The 22272-nt window shown below is 46.6% G+C and carries 23 protein-coding genes; 10 read left to right on the top strand and 13 right to left on the bottom strand.

What is annotated here, in order from left to right; translation table 11 throughout:
- Window positions 1-4: 4 nt before the first annotated feature.
- From ABU165_RS18570 to ABU165_RS18555, 4 genes are all read right to left on the bottom strand, one after another.
- Window positions 5-1084: an ABC transporter ATP-binding protein gene (locus tag ABU165_RS18570; protein ID WP_318060727.1), complete on the bottom strand. Its 1080-nt coding sequence runs from the start codon at window positions 1082-1084 to the stop codon at window positions 5-7.
- A gap of 50 nt (window positions 1085-1134) precedes the next feature.
- A complete protein-coding gene (locus ABU165_RS18565; protein WP_318060728.1) occupies window positions 1135-1962 on the bottom strand; it encodes an HAD family hydrolase in 828 nt (275 codons plus the stop codon).
- 76 nt (window positions 1963-2038) lie between these two features.
- Window positions 2039-3346 carry an ABC transporter substrate-binding protein gene (locus tag ABU165_RS18560; protein ID WP_311225785.1) on the bottom strand — a complete coding sequence of 436 codons (1308 nt, stop codon included), beginning with the start codon at window positions 3344-3346 and terminating at the stop codon, window positions 2039-2041.
- A gap of 273 nt (window positions 3347-3619) precedes the next feature.
- Window positions 3620-4252 (bottom strand): glycerol-3-phosphate responsive antiterminator, encoded by a 633-nt coding sequence (locus ABU165_RS18555; RefSeq protein WP_318060729.1) that lies wholly within the window; start codon window positions 4250-4252, stop codon window positions 3620-3622.
- A gap of 193 nt (window positions 4253-4445) precedes the next feature.
- Between ABU165_RS18555 and ABU165_RS18550 the strand changes: the two genes are divergently transcribed.
- Window positions 4446-5288, top strand: coding sequence for a metallophosphoesterase family protein (locus ABU165_RS18550; RefSeq protein WP_306010308.1), 843 nt, complete (start codon window positions 4446-4448; stop codon window positions 5286-5288).
- 424 nt (window positions 5289-5712) lie between these two features.
- Complete coding sequence (locus ABU165_RS18545) at window positions 5713-8742, top strand: efflux RND transporter permease subunit (protein WP_318060730.1); 3030 nt, start codon at window positions 5713-5715, stop codon at window positions 8740-8742.
- 45 nt (window positions 8743-8787) lie between these two features.
- On the opposite strand, the gene ABU165_RS18540 is transcribed toward ABU165_RS18545, so the two are convergent.
- Window positions 8788-9198 (bottom strand): Lrp/AsnC family transcriptional regulator, encoded by a 411-nt coding sequence (locus ABU165_RS18540; protein ID WP_022543498.1) that lies wholly within the window; start codon window positions 9196-9198, stop codon window positions 8788-8790.
- 118 nt (window positions 9199-9316) lie between these two features.
- Here ABU165_RS18540 and ABU165_RS18535 point away from each other — a divergent pair, with 118 nt between their 5' ends.
- Complete coding sequence (locus ABU165_RS18535; protein WP_022543497.1) at window positions 9317-10078, top strand: MBL fold metallo-hydrolase; 762 nt, start codon at window positions 9317-9319, stop codon at window positions 10076-10078.
- A gap of 35 nt (window positions 10079-10113) precedes the next feature.
- Here ABU165_RS18535 and ABU165_RS18530 read toward each other — a convergent pair whose 3' ends face one another.
- The 4 genes from ABU165_RS18530 to ABU165_RS18515 form a co-directional block, all read right to left on the bottom strand.
- The gene (locus tag ABU165_RS18530) at window positions 10114-11343 is read right to left on the bottom strand and encodes an MFS transporter (RefSeq protein WP_318060731.1); all 1230 of its coding nucleotides are present in this window, start codon (window positions 11341-11343) and stop codon (window positions 10114-10116) included.
- 657 nt (window positions 11344-12000) lie between these two features.
- Complete coding sequence (locus ABU165_RS18525; RefSeq protein WP_318060732.1) at window positions 12001-12777, bottom strand: TerC family protein; 777 nt, start codon at window positions 12775-12777, stop codon at window positions 12001-12003.
- Window positions 12778-12801: 24 nt separating this feature from the next.
- Window positions 12802-13077: a YkvA family protein gene (locus ABU165_RS18520; RefSeq protein ID WP_009791562.1), complete on the bottom strand. Its 276-nt coding sequence runs from the start codon at window positions 13075-13077 to the stop codon at window positions 12802-12804.
- A gap of 15 nt (window positions 13078-13092) precedes the next feature.
- Complete coding sequence (locus ABU165_RS18515) at window positions 13093-13218, bottom strand: FbpB family small basic protein (RefSeq protein WP_083783065.1); 126 nt, start codon at window positions 13216-13218, stop codon at window positions 13093-13095.
- A 314-nt stretch (window positions 13219-13532) separates the two neighbouring features.
- Between ABU165_RS18515 and ABU165_RS18510 the strand changes: the two genes are divergently transcribed.
- From ABU165_RS18510 to ABU165_RS18495, 4 genes are all read left to right on the top strand, one after another.
- Entirely contained in the window at window positions 13533-13934 is a 402-nt protein-coding gene (locus ABU165_RS18510; RefSeq protein ID WP_022543495.1) for a VOC family protein, read from the top strand.
- Between the two features lie 90 nt (window positions 13935-14024).
- Window positions 14025-14189: a hypothetical protein gene (locus tag ABU165_RS18505; RefSeq protein WP_009791565.1), complete on the top strand. Its 165-nt coding sequence runs from the start codon at window positions 14025-14027 to the stop codon at window positions 14187-14189.
- Window positions 14190-14372: 183 nt separating this feature from the next.
- Entirely contained in the window at window positions 14373-14549 is a 177-nt protein-coding gene (locus ABU165_RS18500) for an SE1832 family protein (protein ID WP_009791566.1), read from the top strand.
- Window positions 14550-15213: 664 nt separating this feature from the next.
- Entirely contained in the window at window positions 15214-16224 is a 1011-nt protein-coding gene (locus tag ABU165_RS18495; protein ID WP_318060733.1) for a hypothetical protein, read from the top strand.
- 60 nt (window positions 16225-16284) lie between these two features.
- On the opposite strand, the gene ABU165_RS18490 is transcribed toward ABU165_RS18495, so the two are convergent.
- The 4 genes from ABU165_RS18490 to ABU165_RS18475 form a co-directional block, all read right to left on the bottom strand.
- Window positions 16285-17172 carry a GNAT family N-acetyltransferase gene (locus ABU165_RS18490; RefSeq protein WP_318060734.1) on the bottom strand — a complete coding sequence of 296 codons (888 nt, stop codon included), beginning with the start codon at window positions 17170-17172 and terminating at the stop codon, window positions 16285-16287.
- A gap of 352 nt (window positions 17173-17524) precedes the next feature.
- Window positions 17525-18853 carry a sensor histidine kinase gene (locus ABU165_RS18485; protein ID WP_318060735.1) on the bottom strand — a complete coding sequence of 443 codons (1329 nt, stop codon included), beginning with the start codon at window positions 18851-18853 and terminating at the stop codon, window positions 17525-17527.
- A 145-nt stretch (window positions 18854-18998) separates the two neighbouring features.
- Window positions 18999-19355: an ArsR/SmtB family transcription factor gene (locus ABU165_RS18480; protein WP_009791571.1), complete on the bottom strand. Its 357-nt coding sequence runs from the start codon at window positions 19353-19355 to the stop codon at window positions 18999-19001.
- Window positions 19355-19771 carry an SRPBCC family protein gene (locus ABU165_RS18475; RefSeq protein ID WP_318060736.1) on the bottom strand — a complete coding sequence of 139 codons (417 nt, stop codon included), beginning with the start codon at window positions 19769-19771 and terminating at the stop codon, window positions 19355-19357. Before ABU165_RS18475 ends, ABU165_RS18480 begins: the two co-directional genes overlap by 1 nt.
- A 172-nt stretch (window positions 19772-19943) precedes the next feature.
- Between ABU165_RS18475 and ABU165_RS18470 the strand changes: the two genes are divergently transcribed.
- The 3 genes from ABU165_RS18470 (at window position 19944) to ABU165_RS18460 (ending at window position 22224) form a co-directional block, all read left to right on the top strand.
- Window positions 19944-21359 carry a Na+/H+ antiporter NhaC family protein gene (locus tag ABU165_RS18470; RefSeq protein ID WP_318060737.1) on the top strand — a complete coding sequence of 472 codons (1416 nt, stop codon included), beginning with the start codon at window positions 19944-19946 and terminating at the stop codon, window positions 21357-21359.
- 73 nt (window positions 21360-21432) lie between these two features.
- The gene (locus ABU165_RS18465) at window positions 21433-21777 is read left to right on the top strand and encodes an ASCH domain-containing protein (protein ID WP_022543494.1); all 345 of its coding nucleotides are present in this window, start codon (window positions 21433-21435) and stop codon (window positions 21775-21777) included.
- Window positions 21778-21783: 6 nt separating this feature from the next.
- Window positions 21784-22224 (top strand): hypothetical protein, encoded by a 441-nt coding sequence (locus ABU165_RS18460; RefSeq protein WP_094769072.1) that lies wholly within the window; start codon window positions 21784-21786, stop codon window positions 22222-22224.
- Window positions 22225-22272 lie beyond the last annotated feature (48 nt).

The following is a 22272-nucleotide window of genomic DNA, read 5'->3' as shown; positions in this document are numbered from 1 at the left end:
GATATCAGCGGCCCCCTTTTACCAGTACATGCTCCTGCATGCTCATGCTTGCTGACCTGTTCCTTATTCCATCATTCGTGAAAAAGTAAAGCTTTTCATATGGAAGCCTTACATGCACATCCTGCAGATGGGGCATCGGATCGAGAAAGCTCTTCACATGCATAACGCCAGCCGTATTTCGAACAGTATAAATGGTCTCAGATCCAAGTGTTTCCATCGCGGCCACCCTGGAAGGGAGGATGATGCTGTGCGCATCAAAGGTATCCGCCGTAACGATTTCCATATGCTCAGGCCTGCATCCAATATAGGCTGCGTCACCGTCTACAGCCGGCATATAATCAGAAAGCAGGGCTTTTTCCACAATGTTCATGGGAGGCGTTCCGATAAAGCTCGCGGCAAAGATATTCTCGGGATCATGATAGATAGCCATCGGGCTGTCAGCCTGCTTGATTTTGCCTTTATCCAAAATGACGATTTCATCCCCCATCGACATGGCCTCCACCTGATCATGCGTCACATATATAAAGGTGGTGCCGAGCTGCTTGTGAAGCTGGATCAGCTCTGTCCTCATCTGGACTCTCAGCTTCGCATCCAGGTTGGAGAGGGGCTCATCCAGAATGAATACCTTCGGCTTCTTTACCATGGCCCTGGCGAGCGCTACCCTCTGCCTTTGACCGCCTGAAAGGTGCTGCGGCTTTTTATCAAGATATTCCTCCAGGCCGACAATTCTTGATATTTCAGCAATAAGCTGTTCCCGTTCCTGCTTAGGAACCTTTTTATTCACAAGCCCGAATTCAATATTTCCCCTGACCGTCATGGTCGGATACAGAGCATAGTTCTGGAATACCATGGCAATGCCCCGCTTTCCCGGCGCAAGATCATTCACCTTCTGGTCGTCGATCCAGATCTCTCCTCCTGATTCCTTTTCCAGTCCCGCTATCATCCGCAATGTCGTTGATTTTCCGCAGCCGGATGGGCCAACCAGTACTGTGAAGGATCCATCGCGGATGGTCAGATTCAAATCATTGATGATTTCTTCGTCTTTATAGGTTTTTGATATATTCACCAATCTGATTTCAGCCATGCCTTTTCATCTCCTGTTTTCGAGTATTGGATTTTCTCCAGACAAGGATCCTAGATTGTCCCTGAAGGAACGGCCTCCAAAAGCCTCAAGAATCCGGCCAGCTCTTCGATTGTTTTTACTGAATGGTCCCACTCCTCTGAGCCGGCATGCTCATACCGGGAAATCAGGCAGGTCCTGCCCCCAAGCTGTTTCACCGGGTAAAGGTCATTGAAGGGATTGTCCCCGACGGATAAGATTTCATGGGGCTGGTAGCCTTCTTCCCCCAGCTTTTTCATGACGCCCCAGATGCCCTCAGGCTTCTGTGCATCCACTATGTATGTATCAAACAGATTTTCCAGCCCAAGGAAGCTGACAAATTCTTCAGCAGAAGGAGATGGGGTGTTGGTCATAAAAATCTTGCGATCAGCACCCATTTTGCCTACCGCTTCAATCAAGCCGGGGAACACCTCGATCTGATGGGGTCCGGCAAGCATTTCCTTCCTGACTGTTTCGAACGCATTCAGCTGTTCTTCTGCATGGACGCCATGCCTTTTTGCAAGAATGGCTGCAATCCCCCATGGATCACCTATGTAGAAAAGTCCGTCCATCTCTTCCTGGTTCAGTACCCCTTCCTTTCCATCCCATCCGAAGCAGCCTGTCGGGACAAGCCCATCATGGCTGTATGCCCTGTTTCCATCATGACAGGACAAATAGCCGAACTTCACCGGGTGCTTTCCCTCCAGAATCATATAAGCTTCATCGATGGCCGCCTGAAGTTCCTGTCCCTGCAAGCGGCTGCCAAGCATGTGGCTGATATATCTCCCTAAAAAAGCATAATCCTGATATAATGTGCCGTCCAAGTCGAAAATGGCCACTTTAATGTCTTTGTGCCAAGTCATTCTGCATTCCCCTTTCTTTATGAATGCCGGGGAAAAGGACTGAATCCCTCCCCCGGCAGCCTGATGCAATTAATGATTACTTAAGCAATTGATTGGCTTTTTCTGCTGCCTCATCAAGGGCGTCTTTTGGAGCAAGGCCATCTTCAAGCATGACCCTGGAGATTTGGTCTGTCAGGATTTTAGCCACTTCAGGATAGGCTTCTGCCATCGGACGGGCATGACCATACTGCAATTGGTCGACAGCCACTTTGAATTGGGGCATTTTCTCATATAGTGACTTCATTTCTTCAGAATCTACAGCTGAAAGGCGGCTTGGCAGATAGCCAGTATATTCGCTGGCATAAATGGTTTGTTCTTTTGCCGTCATCCATTTGATGAATTCCCATGCGGCATTTTGCCTTTCCTCATCAAGACCGGCTGTCATGACCAGGTTGGCACCGCCTGTCGGCACTCCATTCACCTTATTGGCAGGCATGAAAGCAGTGTTCAGCTCAAAGCCCTGTTCTTCGGCCACGCTCAAATTATAAGAAAGATCGGCTGTAGAAGAGAAAGCCATGGCAGAACGGCTGTTGGCAAAATCCTGCTTGGCTACTTCTGCAGCTGCTTCGCCGCCAGGAACCTTGATGACGCCTTTGTCGGCCATCTTTTTCCAGAATTCAAGCGCTTCAACACCTGCTTCTCCATTGAATTCAGCACTCTTCTCATCATCAGAGATCATTTGCCCTTCACCTTGTGCGACAAATGCTTCATACATCCAGATATTGACCGGCATGGTCATCCCGACCGTTTTCCCTTCTTTTGTGAGGGCAGTCAGATATTCTTCGAATTCCTTCCAATCCTTAGGCCCTGCCGGATCAAGCCCAGCTTCCTTCAGCATGGTCGTATTCATATACAGAATCGGTGTGCTTCGCAGATATGGAAGGCCGTAAAGCTTGTCATCCACATAGGAATTCCCCATCAGCCCCGGGTTAAAGTCATCCATATTGATATCATCTTTTTCAACGAATGGCGTGAGGTCCTGTGTCATGCCGGATTTAGCAAAAACGCCAATGGAAGCAATCTCATTCTGAGTGACTTCAGGAGCATTCTTGGCGGCAAAAGCAGCCTGTGTCTTGGAGTGAAGCTCATCATAAGTCCCCTGGTATTCTGCTTCTACATAAATCTTGTCCTGGGATTCATTGAACATCTTGACGAGATTTTCATTATTCTCGCCAATTTTATCTCCCCACGCATACCAGTATTTGATATGGATTCTGTCATCACTGGCAGATGCGGTATTGTCCCCCGAAGATTTCGTTTCTGTACCGGCAGAATTAGTGCCTGAGCATGCGGTTGCCATCAGCAGCATAAAAATCATTACGATAAGACCGGATATTTTCTTCACTTCATATTCCCCCGTTTTCAATGGATTGTGATCTAGCACTTTGCATCAGGTAGTTCAGCTTAAGCAAGATTGGAGCTGTAAAGCTTTCAAGAAAATGGCAAAGGTACTGGCCTGCCTCCTCACCTCCCAAAAAACTAAAGAGACCTCAAACAAACGGAATCCCTACTCTCCGTGTTTGAGGTCTCTCTGCATTGAACCTGTTTTCTATGTACTTGTCGATTATGATGTTACATCCCTTTTGCTAAGATAGTATTATGGAATTGTAAATCTTTATTAAACAGGCATTCTCGCATTTTTGTGCCCGGTTTTGCTCAAATCTTCCTTCCAGATTCCCGTATTGGAGGTCGTGACCGCCGCAGCCCCGCATGAGAGCGATTCTTCTGCATGCTCCCTTTCCGTCAGCAGCCCTCCCGTGATCACCGGCACCGGCAGCTTTTCCGAGAGTGATTGAATGATATGAGGAAGCCTTGAAGGCATGATTTCAATCATATCAGGGCCATCAGGTCCGCCCAGCTCCAGCACATGATCATATACTTCCGAATCTATCATGAATACACGCTGGATGACCATCAGGCGCCGCTTCTTAGCTTTTGCCGCAAGTCCCGGCTTTGTGGTCACAATGCCGAGCGGCTTGACATAATTGGCGATGAAATCCAGCCCTTCACTGTTAAGGCTTAATCCCCCGATCTTTTCTATATGGATAAAAACAGGAAGCCCCTCCTTCCTGAACAGATCTGCATAATTCTTTACAGACATAATATTGCCGGTCATCAGGAAGACAGCGCTGATTCTATCTTTATACTTGATTGCTTTTTCAATTCCGCAGGGCTCTTTGACTGCCGCAATCTTCCTGCATGCTTCCAGCCGTTCCAGAAATTCCGCTTTCTCTGCCAATGCTGCCACCATAACACTCCTATTCTGAAAATAGATTTGCTGTCCGTGATCCTGTCCTTTCCCCTATTACAGTATCATAATCCTCTATGATAAAAAGTAACCGGGAGGCTCTTTAACCTGATTTTTACATTCCTCGTCATTTTTCTTAATATTCGGCCATTACTGTTCTAAGTGAAAGGCAGTACATACGAAGGGAGAATAAAAGATGAAAATTGCAATGATTGGAGATCTGCATTACCCGGCAATCAACGAAGAGGTTTTGGGACTCAAAGAAGCGCGTACAGCTTTCTATGAAACATTCATGAACTACTTCCTGGATATCGAGGCTGATTTTCATGTTTCGATCGGTGACCTCACTAATTTCGGCCTTCCAAACGAGCTTGAGGAAATCTACAGCATCATCAGGCAAAAAGACCGCACCTTCTACCATGCGCTTGGCAATCACGATGTATATGCGATGACAAAGAAAGAAGTGCTCGCCATCACCGGCCAGAAACAATATCACTCTTTCGAAAATGAAAAAGCAGTTTTCGCCTTCCTTGATACGGCGAGGGAAATGAACTATGAAGACTGGGGCGGCTGGATGGATGAAGAACAGCTGAACTGGTTCGAGACTGTTGTTGCAGCTTCCGGCTCCAAGCCGCTTCTTGTGTTTGCCCACCATCCTGTCTATAACACAACAACCCGCTCAGATGGCGAAAAAGGCTCCATCCACCGGGATATCGACATGTGGAAAGTGCTGAGCCAAAAGAAAGGGCTTGGCGTTTATTTCAACGGCCACACCCATGTAGACTCCATCGTGCAGCAAAACAACTGGACCTTTGTACAAAAATCCGCATGCCTTGACCAGCAGGCAGTCCGTGTCATTGAAATCGGCCAAGAAGAGATCTCCGTTTCCGCCATTGATCTGGATGATGATTTCCTGGTCGAAAAAGCAGGATTCATCGCCGGAAACATCCCCCACTTCGGGCCAACCCCTGCAGCAAGAGGCACACAGGAACAGCGGGAGTGCCGCATTCCCCTCAATGCAGCTGCCTATCAGCTGTAAAATCACTGGAAGATAGACATGGCTGAGTGCTGTGTCTATTTTTTTTGCCGGCGGAATACTGGTTATGCAGATGTTGCCGAGTTTTTGGCCAGCATTCAGGAAGGTCGCAAATATATCCTGGGACTCGCAAATATATCTTCAAAGGCGCAAATAATGCCTTAGCCTTCACACCCTGCTGAACGCCAGCCCCTCGAGCCTGCAAACGCCCTGCTCTTTTCTAGGTCCCAAGTCTTAGTCAAAATATGTCTGAGGCTCAATCCGCTTTAGACTGATTGAGTTTATGATGGAAAACAGAAGGATATGGGATTTACTCCTTTAAAAAGAAAATTTTACTAATTTATGTATTATTTTCTACAACTGCTCTGTATGATTATTCCTTGGGAGCAAAGATCCATATTTTCATCTCACTAAAAGGAGAGTACTTATGAAACTGATCAAATTTATCGTTGAAAGAAAGATTCTGGTTGGACTTGTGGCAGTCCTGGTCCTGCTGACCGGGAGCTATGCAGTTCTTGAGCTTGATAAGGAGCTCATGCCTGCCATGAAGATGGATGGCGGCTATGCAGAGATCAATGCGGGAGAAATGCCTGCGATAGAAATTGAGCGATCGATTACCACTCCGCTTGAGCAGCAATTAAAAGGGCTCGACGGGGTTGAAGATGTAACGTCCACTACAATTGCCGGAAGAAGCTCCATCCAAATGGCCTTTGAGCAGGGCCGGGGTGACGAGGTTTTCAAAGAAGTGGAATCTGTCATCAATTCTTCCACTGCCGGGATATCAGCTGTAAAGGAAGTGGAAATGGGGCAATACGGCGCTAGCCAAAGCTATGAATTTTTCCTGGATCTGTCGAACGGCAATCTTGAGGACATAACCAGATTTGCAAAGGAAACATTGGAGCCGCGGCTTGAAGCTCTGCCTGAAGTAAGGGATGTATCGCTTTCCGGCATGGAGGAGGATGAAGTAAACATTCTCTTAAACCGGGAAGAAATGCTGAAAAAAGGACTGGATGCTGCCGGGGTGATGGCTGCCATCCAGCAGGTGAACAGCGAAGCGACGCTCGGTCAGCTCAAGCTGGAAAAGGAATCCCCTTCTGTCCGCTGGAATACAAAGCCGGGTTCAGAAAATGACATAAGGAATATTGAAATTGCTTCTCCTTCAGGCTTCATCAAGCTTGGTGACATTGCTGATATTACAGTAGCGCCGCAGGAAAGCTCCTCTTTTGTCTGGAAAAATGGCACCAAGGATCTTGTGTTTGTCCAGGTCGGGAGAGTTTCGGATGCAACCCAGATCGAAATGGCTGATGCTGTCCGCGGGGAAATCGAAAAAATCCGTGAAGAAGGGCTGATCAAAGGGTTTGAGCTGAATGAGATGGTTGCGCAGGCTGACTATGTACAGGAATCCATTGACGGCGTCGCGTCCAACATCCTCATTGGGGGCATCATTGCTGTAGTGATTCTCCTGTTATTCCTGAGGAACTTAAGGGCCACTCTCATTGTCGGAATCTCAATTCCGACCTCCGTACTCCTGACTTTCGCCTCGATGTGGATGTTCGGATACAGCCTCAATATGCTGACACTTATCGGCCTGGGATTGGGAATCGGCATGATGGTTGACTCTTCCATTGTCATTCTGGAATCCATCTACCGCAAAAAAGAGCAGGGGCTAGCCCGTCTTGAGGCCGTATTGGAAGGAACGAAAGAAGTATCGGCAGCCGTAATCGCAAGTATGCTCACTACCATCGTCGTATTTTTGCCGATCGGGCTGCTGGGCGGAGAAATGGGCCAATTCATGATCATACTGTCGGCAGTTGTTGCAATCACACTGATCAGTTCAGTACTGGTTTCATTCACAGTCATCCCTACCCTGTCAGAGAAGTTCTTAAAAATTTCCAGCAAAAAGAAAGCCCGCAGGGAAGGACCGCTGCTTCGTTTTTACAGCAGGGTGATTAACTGGACTGTAAAGAAAAAGCGCCACAGTTTTGCAGTGATTGCAGCCTTTTTCCTCATGTTTGCAGGCTCGCTGCTGCTTATTCCAAAAATACCGATGACAATCATGCCCGATGTGTTCAACCGCTATTCCGAGCTGATGGTTGATTTGGAGACCGGAGTATCCATCAAGGAAAAAGAAGCGGTTGCCGCAGAAATGAATGAAAGCTTGAGCAAAATCAAGGATGTAGAATCCAATTATGTTATGGACAGCGGCGGTATGATGTACACAATCATCAATATGACCAAAGGGGATGATATTACAAAATCCCAGAAAGAGGTCAACGAGGAAATCATGAAGGCGCTGCGCGAGCTTGAGGATACCCAGCCAATTGAAAGCGTCCAGAGTGCGATGTCAGGCGGCGGCGGCTATCCTGTGCAAGTTAATTTGAAGGGCGAAAGCTTTGAAGAACTGGAGACTGTTTCCGATTCTTTTATAAAGGAACTTGGGAAAATAGATGGAATCGTCGCTATTACTTCTTCCATGAAACGCACATCACCTGAAGAGATCGTAGAATTAAAGGAAGACGAAATTCAAAAAGCCGGACTGTCCGGACTGCAGGTCAAGCAATTCATTGAACAGTCCTTTATGGAAATGCCGCTTGGCGAGGTTTCACTCCATGAAGAATCTGTTCCCCTCATTTTAGGATGGAGCGAAAAGACGGCAACTAAAGAGGCACTCATGAAGCTCTCCATCCCTGCTGCCGGGGGAGAAAAGAAGCTGTCAGAGCTGATTAGCCTGAGGAAGATCGATGCGCCGAATGAAATCTCCCATAAAGATGGTGAAAGATTCATATCTATTTCGGCTGATATTGAGGACAGGGATCTTGGCAGCATCAACCGTGATGTACAGAAACTGATCGAGAAATTTGATGCACCGGCAGGCTACACTTTATCTGCAGCCGGAGACCTGGAGCAGCAGCAGGAACTGATCAAGGATATGGTCTTCATCCTTTCCATCAGCATATTCCTTGTATACCTTGTCATGGCGGTTCAATTCAATCATCTGGTTCAGCCGATCATCGTCATGTCAGTCATCCCGATGACAATCGTCGGCGTCATCCTCGGGCTCTTCCTGACCCAGCGAGAGCTGAGCGTCATGTCGGCAATGGGAATCGTCATGCTGATCGGCATTGTGCTGAACAATGCCATCCTGCTGCTGGACCGGACCAACCAGCTGCGCAAAGAAGGAGCTGCAATCACTGATGCACTCATTCAGGCCGGAAAGGACCGGATCCGCCCGATCTTTATGACGACCCTTACAACAGCTGGCGGAATGCTGCCGCTGGCCCTTGCTTCCGGCACATCCGGAAACTATCAGGCGCCAATGGCAACAGTCCTCATCTCCGGGCTGATGTTCGCTACCTTTATAACACTTCTGCTGATTCCGGCTGTGTACCGCTTATTCAGCCGCTCTCCCAAGAAGACGAAGGAGCAGCCGGAGCCTGTGATGGAGAATGCAAGCTGATGAGAGAGGCCCCGCTTTTGGCGGGGCTTTTCTCTTTTTGTTCTTCTATTTGCTGATAACGATAGATAATTTGTAGCTCACTGCATTGCTGAGTCCCGTCAAAAATTCATCCAATCTTTCATTGGATGGGAATCTGCATTCAAGCAGATAGCAGCTTTCCCCACTCACTTTATAGTTATGGATGATGTACTGTTCTTGTTTCTTAACGAAAGATAAATACGGCTGATGATTGGCGGTTTTCGTATAAATATGAAGGATGGCATGAACTGGGTAACCCATCTTTTCCTTATTTACTTTAATGGTATATCCTTCAATAACCCCTGAATCCTCCAGTTTTGCAACTCTGGCTGAGGCCGCCTGTCCGGTCAGGTGGACTTTTTCACCGAGCTCTTTCATCTTTATGCGGCTGTTTTTTGAAAGCTCTTCTATAATATGTTTATCCGTACCATCTAACATCCCAACAAATCCTTTCATTAATCAAGTGAAAGTGCTTAAAGACTTGATTTAATCTATGTAAAGCCAAAAGGGTCTTATTATAAACTATACTTACATTATGGAAAAGGAGCTGTGCAATATGATTATACAACAAATCCGAAATGCAACTTTGGTTGTCCATTACGCTGGGAAAAAGTTTTTAATCGACCCATTTTTAGCAGAGAAAGGTACTTATCCCCCCTTCCCTAATTCTATCAGGCAGGAACAGAAAAACCCTTTAACCAAACTGCCATTTTCTATTGATGAAATAGTTGGTCAGGCAGATGCAGTCATTGTAACCCATCTTCACCTGGATCATTATGATGATGCAGCCAAAAACGCACTTCCAAAGGATATTAAAATGTTCGTGCAAAATGAGGAAGATGCCAGTTCAGTCAGAAGTGACGGTTTTCGAAATGTAGAAGTCCTTAAAGAGGATACAGTATTCGAAGACATCCATCTGATAAAAACGAAAGGCGAGCATGGCAGGGGAGAAATTCTGAAGCTTGCTGGTCTGGTGTGCGGTGCAGTCTTTAAACATCCTTCCGAAAGAACACTCTATATAGCCGGAGATACTGTCTGGAATGCAGATGTTCAGGAGGAAATTGATGCACATCTTCCAGAAGTCATTGTAGTAAATGCGGGAGATAATCAGTTCCTTGAGGGCGGCTCTCTTGTGATGGGCAAGGATGATGTATATGAAGTGTGCAAGGCTGCCCCTAAGGCTAAAATCATTGCAAGCCACATGGAAGCAGTCAATCATTGGACATTGTCCAGGGACGAACTCAAGAAGTTTATTAAGGACAAGGGAATCTCTTCTAATGTGCTGGTGCCTGATGACGGTGAATCTTACTCGTTTTAGTGAAAAAACAGACAGGATAATCCCCCTGTCTGCTTTTACATTGCCTCTGCCCTCTCTTCCTCCGAAAAATACTGGTTCATCCCAGGCTTCAAAGCCAGCCAGATGACATAAAAAGAAAGCAGCAGGTTTGCTCCGGCAAGGACGATCGTTGAATAGCGCAGAGGGATGATATCACCGATGATCCCGATGCCGAGCAGGAAAATGATTTGGGCAATGCTTTGGAAGACGGTCAATACACTCGTCATCCTCCCCATGATGGAGATGGGGATATTATTCTGGTAAAACGTCTGAAAGCCCGCGCTCATAAAGGCATTAAAAAAGCCAAGGAGCAAAAATCCTGCAGTGACCATCGCGAATGAATAGGATAAAGCATAAATCATATATCCTGCTGAGACCATGAGCATCCCGATGGCCATGAGCTGCTTGATGCTCAGCAGCCTGGAAATAACGGTGATCAACAGGGCTCCAAGCGCAAAGCCGATACCTGTGATGCTGACCAGGAAGCTGTAGTCAGCCTCGGACAGCCCGACTGTATCCTGGATGAACACAACCTCCTGTGAATCCAGGGCAAGGGAAAACAGGCCGAACGCAAGAAAGCTGGCATAGACAGCGAAAACAAAGGATTCTTTCTTGCTGAAGGTGATCACCTCACGCCAGTCCTCTTTAAGATGCTCGAGCGCATTCCTCTTTTCATGCAAAGGTGCATCCTTATCTGCATCAGGAAGAAACATGATGATGATGGCCGAAACAAGAAATGAGAGGCTGTTCAAGTAGATGGCCATGTCAATGGTTCCGATCAAAAACAGCGCACCAGCAATGGAAGGGCCGACAATGAAGGCCCCGGATGAGACAAGGCTGCTGATCCCGTTGAACCGCTTCCGGCTAGCTGCGGGTACCAGCATGGCTATATATGTAGTCGATGCTGGTGCAAAAAATGCCTTTGCAAGACTGATGACAAACAGACAGACATAAATCAGTTCCACACTGCCGAGCAGCGGGATAACCGCGACTCCGGCAGCCCGGATGATATCCGTAACGATCATCAGCTTCTTTTTATTGCTCCGGTCAACAACTCCCCCGCTCCAGGAATTCATCAGCACAGCTGTAACCGGCCCGATGATCCACAAGCCAGCGACCGCTGCAGCCGAGCCGGTCATCTCGAAAACAAGCAGATTGATAGCAATTAGATAAATAAAATCCCCCAGCCTGGAAATGCCGATGCCAGTCAGGAGAAGTGAAGCAAGCTTCCAATTGAATTGGTTCATAAATTCACCCTTATTGCGGGAATAGTCAATCAATTCATTATAGCATGCGATTCCCTTATCCTCTTGGGAAAATGTTACAAACTGCCAAACTCGTATAAAAAGAGGAAGGCAGCGCCCTCCTCTTTTGCTGGAACCACTATTTTTGGTTTTCGTTGAATTAGCGGTTCTAGCTGCTAGCATCACTATTCCCAGTTTTCACAGAAATAGTGGTTCTACCTTCTCTCGCTGGAACCACTATTTTCCACTTTAACAGAAATAGTAGTTCTACCTTCTCTCGCTGGAACCACTATTTTAATAGCGGTTCTACCTCCTCATGCTGGAACCACTATTTTCGATTTTCATATAAATAGCGGTTCTACCTCCTCATGCTGGAACCGCTATTTTCCGTTTTCGCAGAAATAGTGGTTCTACCTTCTCTCGCTGGAACCACTATTTTCCGTTTTAACAGAAATAGTGGTTCTACCTTCTCTCGCTGGGACCACTATTTTTGTTTTTCATAGAAATAGTGGTTCTACCACCTCATGCTTGAACCACTATTTTCGATTTTCATATAAATAGCGGTTCTACCTCCTCATGCTGGAACCGCCATTTCCCTTTTCACCAGAAATAGCGGTCTAACCTCCAGCCCCTGGAACCAGGCCTCATAGCAAACTCCACTTAACCTTCAGATACAGCCTCTTCCTTCGGCTTCGAAAGGAACCAGCCGCCAACTGCAATTAAAATAAGCACGATATAGAACGTGATTTTCCATTCAGAAGATTTGGCAAAGCCTTCTGCCAGTACCCCAAGCGCCGGATGTGAGAGTGTGTACACAGACAGCTTAACGCCTACCCAGCCGACAATCAGGAATGCTGCAACTTCGAGGCCAGGTCTTGAATGCAGCAGCCCGACAAACAGATTGGCAGCAAAGCGCATGATAATCAGACCGATGAAGCCTCCGGCAAAGATGACAAGGAATTTTCCTCCGTCAAGTCCACCGATATTCGGAAGCCCTGAATCCGGGAGAGCTATCGCCAAGGCAACAGCAGCAAGGATTGAATCGACAGCAAAGGCGATATCAGCCAGCTCTACCTTAAGAACAGTTACCCAAAAGCCTGATTTCTTCTTTTCTTCTCCCTCTTCCTCTTCCTTCGCTCCGAATTTTCTGGCGGCAAGCTTACGGACAATATGGTTGATACAGATGAATAACAGGTAAAGCGCACCAATCGCTTGGACCTGCCAAACGTCGACCAGGAATGAGATGACGAATAATGAGCCGAACCTGAAGACAAAAGCTCCTGCCAGACCGTAGAATAATGCCTTTTTCCGCTCCTCTTCAGGCAGATGCTTGACCATGATGGCCAGTACGAGCGCATTGTCAGCGGCTAAGAGCCCTTCGATGGCTACCAGGAGCAGCAGCACCCAGCCATATTCCATTAATAATGCAAAATCCATTTTTTGAACCTCCTATTAATCTGATTATTTTTCTATTCCATGCTTTAATTTCAGTGAATCCGGCGCCATCTTGATCATCCGCTCTACAACAAATCCAGCCACTGCCAAATCATCGACGATTCCAAGGATGGCTAGATAATCGGGGATAAGATCGAATGGGAAAAAGGCATACGTCAAAACGAGCAGGATGCCGAGCGCCTTCTTGTGGGCCTCAACCTCCTTCGATAAAAAGAAATCTTTCAGAAAGGGTATGACCTTCCAAAATTTAAACAGAAACTTGATTCTCCGGAAAAATTTCATGCTGCTTCACACTCCTTATTGCGATTTTGCATACCTCTCATCCAGCCGCTTTTCAATTTTTTCAATCTCTCTCTTGTCCTTCAGAAGCTCTTCCTTGTTCTTCCTGATCAATTCTTCAAACTGGAATTTCTTCTTTTTCATGCCTGACACCCCTTTTAAAATTTTTAACAGAAAAAAAGCCTTTGCCACATCCGGCAAAGGCTCAATAAACAAATAAAGACCTTTACCCGAATCAGGTAAAGGTCTTGCTAACAACGTTATGGTTGCCAACAAAGCCGGGAGAAAACTCCGAAATGACGACTTTGCTGTAAAAGCTACTCCCCTTTAGGAGACTATTTAACTGTTGCCTTTATCATAATATAAAACTTATGGGCTGTCAAACTTTCTTCTGCAGGAAGGAAATGGCATATCCAATGGCAAATTATTATACAGACCATTTTTTAAGGAGGATCACCATGCAAAAATTTGTATCTCATATTGCCACGATAGAAATACCTGTCTCAGATCTTGAAAGATCCATAGCGTTCTACAGAGAAATATTCGGTGTCTCGGTTCACTTTCATGGGGAAAAAGCTGCCATGCTGACATTTGAAGCCAAAGGGGTGCCGACCATCTTTCTTGTAGAGACTGGCAGTGAAGGAAATCTGTCTTTCCATAATACATATACAGGGGTCGACCACACCGTTGTTGATTTTTATACAGAATCTCTTAAAGAGTTCAGAGATTGGCTCCAGGAAAAAAAGGTAGAAGTGGGTCCGCTTAATGTACATCCTGAAAACGGGATGGGCGGGTTTGGCTTCAAAGACCCGGACGGCAACAATCTGAGCGCGTGCAATGTCCTTCATCCTGGACAGTAAGCCTTAAAGGTGGCATTGCCCCTTTTTCTGCTTTGTCCACACCTTTCTCCCCCAAAGCGCATTATATGTATCCGTAAAGGATGTGAAATCATGAACATTGCGTCAATCGGGGAGCATTGTGTTGTAAGGATCAACCGGCAATTTTACCTGCTGCTGGAAATCGATTTTACTTTTGAGGCGATGAACAGGAAAGAAACCATTTTTATCCTATTGACCGAACAAGAAGCCAGTGCGCTGACAGAAGCCTCTCTATAAAAAGCCATAGGTGTCCTCCTTTGAAGGCAGGCGCCTATGGCTTGCTTTGCGATTAGATATGAAAAAATTTGGCGGTACGCTTAAACAGCGCTATCTATGCTTAAATACATAAACGCAAATCAGTTGCCCATCCCTTCTGTAAACGTTATATTTCAGAGTAGATGGAAGAAATGAGGGATCAGGATGAAAAAAGCTGAAATAGAATACAAGATACAAGATCTTAAGCTTGATTACGTACGGCTCCAAAACGATCTGGAGAAAATGGAATCTGTCGACGGAAACCTGTCTCCGCTCGAAAAACAAATCCAGGCAATCGAGGCAGAGCTGAAAAGTTTGTATAAAGAATTGGAAAACGAGTGATATGAGTTTTGGGTAAGATAATCGGGCCTGTCTTATTTTAGACAGGCCCTGTATATTGATAAGTGCAATTAAATGCGTAACTGGCCGGCTTGAAACCGGTCCTTATATTTAAAAAGCAGACATTCTATGCATGAGTCGTCGCGGTGAGGCCAAGTCATGTGCCGAATAGGAATTATTCTATGCATGAATCGTCCTTTTTCAGCCAACTCATGTATCGAATGAGAGCTATTCTATACACGCCCCGCCCTCTTCCAGCCCAGTCATGTACCGATTAAGAGCCATTCTATGCACGACCCCACCTCTTCCAGCCCAGTCATGTATCGAATAAGAGCCATTCTATGCATGCCCCCACCTCTTCCAGCCCAGTCATGTATCGAATAAGAACTATTCTATGCACGACCCCACCTCTTCCAGCCTAGTCATGTACCGAATAGAGCTTATCTATGCATGACTCGTCGATTTGAATCCATAGGATGCCTGAATAACCTATCTCTACACGACTCGCCTCAACAAGCGAGTATTTTATATGACTTTAGTAATAAAATTCACACCTCATAATAGGAAGATTGATTTATTTTTCCAATATTTAGATATTATTATTTTCAGCAGCTCCTTCCTCCCGTTTACAATAGGGATTGTTATCTTATAATCGGAGGAACATATTATGAAAATCAATTCTCTTATTCTAGTCATTCTTGTTGTACTGCTGGCTGCCTGCGGGAACAGTCAGGATGAGGAAGCAGGCAAAAAGGAGCCTGTACAGGATGAGGCAGCCCAAAAGGAAGATCAGGATTCTGCTGAGGATGAGGACAGTGATAAAGAGGCTGTTAAAACTACGGTGCTTACAGCGCGTGAGGATGCAGGCGATTATGATGTGAAGCTTGAAGGCGAAATCCACCGGAAAGATCAAAACATCACAGTCACAGGCACCACCAATCTTCTACCCGGTTCAAAGCTTTTCCTTTATACCGATCCGCTAGACGGCGCCATCATCGGAAGCGCCGGCACCACTCTTGTCGAAGAGGATGGAAGCTTCACGCTTGAAGACAGCATCCCGGATGATTATAAATATCCGGTGATTTATACAAAAATCATTTTCAAGCCCTCTGCCAGCAGCGATGAGGTGAATGAGCATTATTCCGTGGATGGCAGCAAGCTCGAAGGGGCATTCGTCAGGCTTGATGAAGAAGGCGGAGAACACCAGAAGCAGATTGTCGCTGTGAATGAAATTGACCTGTCCCAGCCGGAAAGCACGGTCATGATTGAAGAACCGGAATGGTTAAAGCCCGATGATTACGGAGCTGTTCAAATCCGGATGGAAACTGAAGTGACCGAAGATGAAGATTTCATTTACGTTAATGGTAAAAGCAATATTCTGGAAGGAGCATCTGTTACAGGAGGCGTCAGTGCAGAAGGCTATATCATCACAGGCTTCAATGACCGTGCCGATGTCATGCCTGACGGATCCTTCCGCCTGGTCATCTCCAACCCGATGACCGAAATCAAAGATCTGAAATCCTATCAAGTCAAAATCATGTTCGACCCCACTGATGGCAACGGCTTATCATATATCAAGAAAACCTACGGCGAAAAAGGCGAAAAGCTGCAGGGCGGTCTGATCAAAGACGAAAACGGGACCAACATGGCGGTCTATAGCTTTAAAGTCGGGAAATAGGAGGGCGTTTCTGCCCCGCAGCCAGTGAAGAAGGCGTCTCCAAAAAAGGAGACGCCTTCTTCATGCCTGGACTGTCAGCGGATGCTTAAACTCTGCCGGCAGTCTGCTATGTTCGCCATTATATTTTACAAATAAAACATGGCTGTCTTGATACTTCACCTTTTCCAGTACAGCGGTCTTTGGAGAAGGGGTGAAATAAAGCGCTGCCCTGTTTGTCTCCTTTCCTGCGAGCCTTCCGGCAAGGCCGGCCGGATCCCAATCAGGTTCAGAGGAAATGATATCATACACATGCAGGACATCCTTTTCCTGCCTGGCGAGTACAATGGCCCGATCTTCCGGGAGGTGGTAGATGTCATCATGGAACACATTCAGGCAGTAAAACATGAGCAGCTCTCTTGTGTTGACTGCATCAAACCCGCCTGGAAAGGTTCTCCTGCCTGCCATCTCATAAATGAAGCTTAGATCCTCAGGATTTCTGCCATCCAATTTGCGGATCTCGCTTTGATTGCTGTCGGCGTTGGCTTTAATGAAATATTGCGTTTCCTCCACCGGACTGAACCCAAATTTCGGATAAAAATCGAGCACAGTTGAATTGGCAAAAAGGTAAATGAAATCCGCTTCTTGATAGTCTTCCAGGATGCGTTCCATCAGCTGCCTTGCCAGCCCTAGATTGCGGTAATCCTTATGCGTCATGACAGTGCCCACCTGGACAGCCTTCCAATCCTTTCCCTCTCCTGAAAACCCGATCAGATTTGCCGATGCATTGGCCACCACTTTTTCTCCGTCAGCAAAAGAATAGGGTATGTATTTATCTGACCAGTATCCGAGGTCAAACCAGTTCTCAAATTGGATGCCGAAAGTCTCTTTCGCCAGTTCATTAAAACTCCTGCGCAATATTCGGTTTTTTTCATAGCCTGAGACAAACGTCAGCTTCTCCAGTACAGTCATATTACTTTCCTCCCATCAAGGCTTCTTTGCTTTTATAGTAAGGCGGAAAATGATCAGCGTCCAATCTTTTTTCAAAAAAATCCCTGATTTAAGTTTACAGGAAAACACACCGGGAACGAGTGGAATATCTAATCATTACACAGGGAGGCGGAAGAGATGAGCCTGCTTTTTTACAAAGCAATGGAAGCGTTCAAAAAAGATGCTGAACGCGAGGAGCAAATGAAGCGCCAAGCGGCAAGTCAATATCCGAGAAAGCAAAAATAAGAACCCTTTTCCCTTTCCTGTCCATCCTTTCGAGGGTGGATTTTCTGTATAAGAAAAAGGATAAAATCCCATGGGATTTTATCCTTTTTCATTTTGCCGGGCTCTTTCCAGCAGCTGCAGGAATGACCACTTTAGCAGAAGTAACCGAATGATGTGAATCTAAGGTAACCTGGCCGCCATAGCGGCTGGTGATCTGTTTTACAATGAACAGCCCCTGACCTCTTGTTTTGCCTTTTTCCGGTTTTTTCGTTGAAAATCCGCTTTCGAAAATCTTTTCTTTATCCCATGAATTTATGCAGGGGCCTGTGTTTGTCACGGTAAACATATAGCGGCCTTCACCTGCCGTGCAGGATACTGACAGCTTCCTTTCTTCCTCAGGAAGCTCAAGGGAAGCCTCTATGGCATTATCTATCAAATTAGAGAGGATTTTAATCAGGTCTGTTGTTTTAATAAGATTAAAAGAGTCCTCAGAAACGGAAAATCTGGCTTCGATGCCGTAATTTTGCGCCAGCAGCCTTTTTGTTTCAAGCAGTACCCCCAGCCCGGGGTTGACCGTATCGAGCTTGATGGATTCAATGGAATGCACTTCCTTGGATAGGGCCGTCAGATAAGAAAGGGCCTGATCATAGCTCTCAATCTTCAGCAGGCCGTGAAGCACCTGGATATGGTTTGAGTAATCATGCCTCAATGACCGGACTGAGGAAAGAAGCGAATCAAACTCTGCCTGGTACGTATATTCCGTCTCACCGACTTCATTTTTCAGCTCGCGCTGGTACCAGCGCTGGATAAAGATGAATGCTGCGAGGAGAAACAGTACAAAGACTCCGTTGAAGACCAGGTTGGATAAACTGCCTTTCAGCACCTTGCTGCTGATGCTTCCGATCATTTCCGCGCTGATGTCGATGGCCAGGAAACCAATGATTGCACCTTCCGAATTTTTGATTGGCGCTCCTGCAGTCAAATACTCTCCATATTCGGGATCCTGGATGAGGCCGGTACTAAAAGGCTTCCCATTATAGGCCAGCTTCACCTGCTCCTCAGGTACAGTGCAGATCCCGCCGATTGGAAACTCTTCGGCACCTGGCGGGAGCCCGGCTATCATTGCCCTCGAAACCTCGGGATTATCAATGAGGAGGGTATACACATGGAGCGAGCCTGTCTTCTTCCTGACATCCTCCAGATACCTTTTGATAGCTTCATATTCCGGCCCTTTTTCCGGATTTTCCAGAAACTCCTCATAAATGATGACTGGCATGGTATCTGCAATAGATTTGGCTGTTTCAAGCGTCTGGCTGGCGATGGACCTTACGGTAGAGCCTTTTATGCTTACATAAGATATATACATGTTGAAAATAGTAAACAATAGCAGCAATCCTGCTGATATGACAATGATGGCTTTGAGCTTGGCATTTTTCATCTGCTCTAACTTCCTCTTCTTGATAACACTTATAGTAAAAATAGCCTAAATTCAAGTTTACTATATTTTGAGGGTGAGCACATCATAAAATAGGTTGGGAAAATTTCAAAAACAGGCCAGTCTGAATGGCCTGCTTCATTTCATTCTATTCTTCCTTTTCATTGTGCTCCAGATAAGTGCTTTTATCATTTTCAATGAGATGCTTGAGCACCGATAACCGGTTATCCCAGAACCGGTCGAAATAAGCGAGCCATTCCCTCAATTCAGCGAGGGATTCGGGCTGGAGGGTGTAAAGCTTCTCCCTCCCCGCCTTTCGCCCCTTGATCAGCTTCGCTTCTGAAAGGATATGGAGATGCTTGGCCACTGCAGTTCTGCTAATGGAAAAATGGCCGGCAATTTCTGATACAGGACGCTCCTTCTCTGCAACCAGCCTTAAGACTTCGCGGCGCGTCGGATCAGCCACAGCCTGGAAAACATCGTATTTTTGTGCCGGGGCGGACATTATGACTCCACAGCTTTCTTCAATTTTTCTACAATGCCTGACCAGCCGCCGCTCATGCGCTCCCTGACAACGCCGCTCGCCTCGCGGGCCTTTGGCAGGATTTCACCGGTTTCCTTCCAGCCGGCATGGATAAGAGTGAACTCTGTTTTCCCGCCCTTCTCTTTTAACAGGAACGAAACAGTCCATCCATCATTGTCCCAGAGAAAAGAAAGCCTGTAAGGCGGATCAAGCTCGGTCACCTTGCATGGAGAAGGCCCAAAATGTGACTGAAGATGAAATTCACAGCCCAGTTCAGGCTTGAAATCATTCGGCATGAACCATTCCGCGATTCCTTCTGAAGAGGCTACCTTTGACCATACTTTCTCAATTGGTGCTTCAATGGTGATGACCTTGACAATATCATCTGCTTTTGCCATAATGATTCTCCTTTTCCGACAAATATACAACCTTTTGGTTACACTTTTAAAATATAACACCTTATGGTTATATGTCAATGGAAGTTCATATAGGAAACCTTGCCCACAATCGGAATAATTTTTTCCCAACCTCGGCAATCTAACACTATGACAAAAGACAGGGTGAATGATTGTGCAGACTGACTGGTTTTCTATCCTTCCATTTCTGATTGCGATACCCATTGCCATAAAAACCAAACAGGTCCTTCCAGGCCTTTTTGCCGGCCTTCTCGCCGGATCCTTCCTTCTTCAGCCGACACTGGCAGGAGGCTTGGAGACGCTCATCCGTTTTCTTGTTAAAGGGCTCATAGATGAAAATAATATTAAGATCATCCTTTTTCTTTATGCTTTTTCCGGCCTTGTCGGCATGATCAAGATTTCCGGAGGCATCAGGGGGTTTGTTGAGGAGGCGTCAGTCAGGATCCAAAATAAAAGGCAGGCACTCCTTCTCACTTACCTTTCCACGGTTGGGACCTTTTCGGCCCCCAGCTTCCGGTTCGTCACGATTGCGCCGATCATGCGGGCACTTTTGAAAAAAGTGAAAATGTCGACACAGGAGCTTGGCTTTGTTATCGAGACCACAGCAACTCCCATTATTGTCCTGATACCGATCGCTACAGCCTTTGTCGGCTATATGACCTCCATTGTCGATATTGCTGTCAGCAATGAGAACATAGATGCCGATCCTTATGATCTGTTCCTGAGGAGCATCCCTTTTAATTTCTTTTCATTTGTGATGATTCTTCTCGGCATTTATTTGAGCTTCTTCCATCATTCAAAGTCAACGCAGGACAGCAATCCTGAAAAGATCGGAAAATCCGGCGATGATGAAGATGACTGGCATACTTGCGACCCGGCTGTTGGGAGAGACTTGCCGGAAAAGCCGTGGAATCTGTTGGTACCGCTTGCGCTTGTTGTTGTTCTGACTTTAATATTCACATGGTGGGACGGCTATAAGAAGGCAGGGGGCTTTGCCGCTGCCTTCATTAAAGCGGATGTGATGGATGCTATGCTGATTGCCCTTGTATTTACTGTTTTATTTACATTTTTGTTTTTCCGGTTCCAAAAGACGAAGACGTCCGATCTTTTGAACAGCTTCGTGATCGGCGGGAATGACCTTATGTCAGTCATCGTCCTGCTCGCGGTTGTCTGGGGGCTGTCGTCCGTAACAGAGGCGCTGGGCTTTTCCGCGTTTGTCACCCGATATTCGAGCTGGATTCCTCCATCCATCGTTGTGCCGCTGCTCTTTTTATTCGGAGCAGCCATCTCATATTTCATCGGGTCGGCATGGGGCACCTGGGGCATCCTGATGCCGCTCGGGATTTCAATGGCTGCTGCTTCAGGGATCTATCTTCCGCTCGTCATCGGCGCTGTCTTTGCCAGCGGGACCTTTGGTGCATTTGCCTCCCCGCTGAGCGACGATACGAATACGATCGCCCGGATCCTGAATTTGTCTGTCATTGAATATGCCCGCTATAAGCTGAAGCCTGCTTTGATTGCCGCCGGTATTACTGCCGTATTGTATGCGGGGACCGTATTTTTCTTCTGACAGCTGAATTGCCCTCACCGCACCGAGTGAAATGTGGTAAAGTTAAAGGGCACAAAACTGAAAGGGGAATCATATGACACACCAAGATAGTGGATTGCCAGCTAAAACATGCAGCATTGAAAGACTCGTTACGGTACCGGCGGATATCGAGAAGGTACTAAAAGGAGAAAAGACAGCTACGAGAAGGAATGGCAGGTATGCTGATATCGGGGAAATCATGGTGCTCAAGGATAAAGAATTCATCGTGACTTCCGTTTACAGCCAGACTCTCGGTGAGCTTACCGACGAACATGCCCGCCAGGAAGGCTTCGGCTCTGTCGAGGATTATAAGCAGACAATCCTTTCGTATCATAAAGGAATGCCTTGGCTTCCGCATATGAAGGTATGGGTCCACGAATTCAAACCGGCTGAAGCGTAAGACTCAATGGATTTAATCTACCGGGCTGTTATATACATACATGTACTTAGTGCGATTATGTCAATCGGGCCATTCTTCATCCTCTTCCCGATTGTGAAGAAGCTGAAGACTGCCGCCGGTGCCGAGCTTGAAGCTTATATGGATACTTTCCGGTCCGTTGTCAGGCTCTCCAAGCACTCCGGTCACGTCCTCGTAGGATCCGGCGTGATTTTGATCGCAGCCGGACCATGGACATGGGGCACCTCCTGGGTTGTCATGACCTTGATCATCCTGTTTCTCTCTCTCTTTTTCCTGGCGCGCGCTTTCACGCCGAAGCTGCGGAAATTCCGGGAAGAAGGGACCGATAAGGAAAAAGCAGCGGCTCAGCTTAACCGCACTGTCTGGATTTACATCATCCTTCTATCCGCCATGCTCTGGTTCATGGTCGTCAAGCCTGGTCTTTGGTAAGACGGTCAGCCTATTGAGGAGAAACAGGATAAAATGCTAAAACCTTGC

Source organism: Cytobacillus sp. T106 (genome assembly GCF_040492155.1).
GTDB classification, from domain to species: Bacteria; Bacillota; Bacilli; order Bacillales; family Cytobacillaceae; genus Bacillus_AB; species Bacillus_AB infantis.
This window is presented reverse-complemented; position numbering and strand designations above follow the sequence as displayed.